Source organism: Paraburkholderia sp., from assembly GCF_049581445.1.
GTDB lineage: Bacteria > Pseudomonadota > Gammaproteobacteria > Burkholderiales > Burkholderiaceae > Paraburkholderia.
This window is the reverse complement of sequence record NZ_JBAURZ010000021.1, coordinates 1-3,700: the sequence shown is the minus strand read 5'-3', so window position 1 is coordinate 3,700 and position 3,700 is coordinate 1. Positions and strand designations below refer to the sequence as shown.

3 protein-coding genes are annotated in these 3,700 nt (G+C 61.0%); all 3 read right to left on the bottom strand.

Annotated elements, in window-relative coordinates; all coding sequences use genetic code 11:
* Positions 1-269: 269 nt before the first annotated feature.
* The 3 genes from WCA85_RS01235 to phnA are packed head-to-tail and all read right to left on the bottom strand — an operon-like array spanning position 270 to position 3,554.
* Complete coding sequence (locus WCA85_RS01235; RefSeq protein WP_424061216.1) at positions 270-830, bottom strand: phosphonate degradation HD-domain oxygenase; 561 nt, start codon at positions 828-830, stop codon at positions 270-272.
* Between the two features lie 4 nt (positions 831-834).
* Positions 835-2,292, bottom strand: a complete 1,458-nt coding sequence (phnY, locus tag WCA85_RS01230) for a phosphonoacetaldehyde dehydrogenase (protein ID WP_424061215.1) — start codon at positions 2,290-2,292, stop codon at positions 835-837.
* Entirely contained in the window at positions 2,289-3,554 is a 1,266-nt protein-coding gene (phnA, locus tag WCA85_RS01225; protein ID WP_424061214.1) for a phosphonoacetate hydrolase, read from the bottom strand. Before phnA ends, phnY begins: the two co-directional genes overlap by 4 nt.
* Positions 3,555-3,700 lie beyond the last annotated feature (146 nt).

Here is a 3,700-nt window from a genome sequence, read left to right as displayed (position 1 = left end):
GCGTCGCTGCATCAGCAGCAGAGAAACGAGATTATGAAGAACTTTCGCTACGTCGTCAACAGGTTTTTTTAACTTCCTGAACCCGCCCGACCCGCTCAAACCCTTGCCATTGCTGGCTCTCCCGCCTCCCGCACCTCGTTGCCGAAGCGCGAAAGACCGAGATTCTAGCGAGCCATTCCATGCCTTGCAAGCGTTATTTTGACACCCTCAATTCATCAAGGAATCGTGCCGCCAGAACTAGCGTGGGCGCCGCGAATTAAACGCCCGTATCAGGCGATTGCGGACGCATTCATCACCCGCCCCACTACATCCATGTAGTGGTCGAGTCCTGGCGTCACACGGTTTGCTTCCTTGGCGAGATCGTCCCATCTGCGCACGCGCAATGCGTCCTCTGCGTAGGGCTTGCTCAGGAAAATGTCCGCTTCCTGTTTGCTGAACACACCGCCTTGCAACGCCAGGCTGCGCACTGAATCCGCGGACAGGCGTCCGAAATAGCCCGCGTCGATTGCACACAGGCAGCGCTTCGCGTCGACATGCAGGCGGATCGGCTCCAGCACGGCTTCCGGGAGCACCGGACGCAGAAACGGCAAAGCAAAATACTGATGCAGGTCGTCAATGCCCTGCTCCGTCGGCGTCTCGCCGAAGCGATTCAGCAAATGGCCCAGGTCATGCAGAAAAGCGGCGGCCACCAGCTCGTCGCTGGCCCCTTCGTTTTCAGCCAGCGCAGCGCTCTGTAGAGCGTGCTCCAGTTGCGTGACAGGCTCGCCGCTATAGGCCAGCGCGCCATGTTGCTCGAACAACCCACGAATATCATCCAGACTCAAAGCCATATGTTTACTCCCAAGGCAACGAAAACGTCTTGAGGTTGGTAAAGCTCTTCATGGCTTCCTGCACCCCTTCCTTATAACCGAGCCCCGAATCCTTGATGCCGCCAAAAGGCGTCAGCTCGATCCTGTATCCCGGCACTTCCCAAACATTGACCGTACCGACCCGCAGTTCGTTGATAAAGCGCGTGATCGCATCCTGCCTGTTCGTGCAGACGCCCGACGACAAACCGAACGCTGTGCCGTTACTAATACGAATGGCGTCATCAAGCGTATCGAACGTGATGATCGGCGACACCGGCCCGAAGGTTTCCTCGCGCACCAACGACATCGCCGGGTCCACCCGGTCCACCACAGTCGGCGCATACATTGCGCCCACGCGTTTGTTACCGGTCAGAAGCCGCGCGCCCTGCGCCACCGCTTCGTTGACGCGTGCCTCGAAGAGTTGCGCCGCGGCTGCGTCGATGACCGTGCCCATCTGGTTGGCCGCGTCGAACGGATCGCCGTAGGTCCAGGCGCGCGTCTTCTCCACCACCTGCTCGGTAAATTCCGCCGCCACGCTCTTTTGCACGAGTATTCGTTTGACTGCGGTACAGCGTTGTCCGGAGTTCTTGTACGAGCCCTGCACCGCGAGCGTCGCGGCGCGGTCAAGGTCCGCGTCTTCGAGCACAATCAGCGGATCGTTGCCGCCCAGCTCCAGCACCACGCGTCGATACCCGGCCTTCGCCGCAATGTATTTGCCTATAGAGACACCGCCCGTGAACGTCACCAGCTCGGCCAGCGGATGCGTGATCAGCTCATCGGCGATTTCGCGCGGGTCGCCGGTCAGCACCTGCAGCATCGGTTCAGGCAACCCGGCTTCATACAGAATGTCCGCCAGGTAGAACGCCGACAGCGGCACCTTCTCGGATGGCTTCAGCAACACGCGGTTATTGGTCGCAATGGCCGGCGCGATCTTGTGCGCGACCTGGTTCATCGGATGGTTGAACGGCGTGATCGCGACGATCACGCCTGCGAGCGGTTCACGCTGCGAAAACACGCGGCGCTTCTTGCCATGCGGCGTCAGATCGCACGAAAAGCTCTGGCCGTCGTCACGCAATGCTTCGAAAGAAGCAAATTTCAGCACATCGGCCACGCGGCCAATCTCGTAGCGTGAGTCCTGCTTTGACAGCCCGGACTCGAGCGAAATCAGATCGGACGCCGCCTCAGTGCGTTCGCGCAGCAACTGTGCTGCGCGCTCCAGAATCTGCGAGCGCTCATAGCGTGTGAGGGTAGAACGATACGCAGCGGCGTATTCAAAAGCCGCGCGCACATCATCGACGCTCGCCAACGGCACCGTGCCCACGCGCAAGCCCGAATACGGATCGAACACATCGAGCGTGCGTTCACGCCGTGCCCGTTCGCCCTTCAGGCGAAGTGCTTCCTCACGGAATGCGGGATGGTCAGTCAGCGTCAGCGCGGCATTCATGATGTCACCACATGGTTCAAAGCCAGATCGAACACGTCGAAGTTGCGCAGGCGCTTGCCCTCGGCGAGACCTTCGAGATGCCGGTTGAAAATCAACGGCACTTCCTGCTCCGATAGACCGCCATGCGAACGCAGCGGCACGGTCAACCCTGAGAGATCGTGCTCTTCGCGCCGCGTGCCCAGCACCACGTCACGTTTGCTGATCACCACGATGTCGCCGACCCGATCGTTCGGCAGTTCGAAGCGCTCGCAGGCCGCGCGGTTATCGAGCACGACTTCAACGCCGGGCATACCGCCAATCCGTTCGATCACCTGCGCCACGCTGACATCGTGCGGCAAATAGATAGTCGCAAACGAACCCAGTGCACCGTGGTGAACCACATACGGGTCCGTGATCGGCAGGATCACCCGCGCCTTGCGTGCGCCGAGCCATTCGTCCATCACGTCCTGCAGATAGATCACGTTCGGCTCGCCCGTTTGCGGATCGTGCTTCGCATTCATACCGTGATCGGCGGTCAGGCCGATCACCCAGCCGAGTGCATCGAGTTGCGCCAGATAGCGGTCCATCATGGCGTAAAAGTCGTTCGCGCCTTCGGTGCCCGGCGCCCACTTGTGCTGGATATAGTCAGTGGTCGAGAGGTACATCAGATCCAGTTTGCGGGTTTGCGCGAGCCGCACGCCGGCTGCGAACACGAACTCGGACAGCCCCGCGCTGTAGACATCCGGCACCGGCAATCCCACGAGGTCGAGCACCTCGCCAATCCCGTTTTCCTCAAGCGTGACCGTGTCAGCCTTCTCCGCGGAGAAGCAGATGCCCTTCAGTTGCCAGCCGAGCAGCCGCCGCAGCTTGTCTTTCGCGGTCACCACGGCAACGGGGGCGCCTGCATCCGCTGCGGCCGCCAGCAATGTCCCGGCGCGCAGATAGGCGGGGTCGTTCATCATCACTTCCGCGCCCTCGCCGCCGTTGGCCTGCGGATCCCAGAAGTAATTGCCGCAAATGCCATGCACTGACGGCGGCACGCCGCAGACGATCGACAGATTATTCGGGTTGGTAAACGACGGAATCACGCAATCGCCCTTGAGCGCGGTGCCCTCTTTCAGCATCTTGCCGATGAACGGCGCAACGCCGGCCGCGACTGCCGCTTCAAGGTAGTCGTACTCGCAGCCGTCTACGCAGACCACCACCGTCGGCTTCGACGAGAGCCGGTAGGCACGGCCATTCACTTCAATACTGCGCACGCTTTGTTCGGTATCGATCGACATCGTTCTCTTCCCTGCGCGTCGCTACGCGCGTTCTTCATCAGTCGGGGCCGTCGACGGCAGCACCACGCTCCGTTGTCCAGCCGGTTCATATGCCTCATGCGCGCGTTGCCGCCCGCCATTCACATGCGCCCGCATCAGTGCGGCGG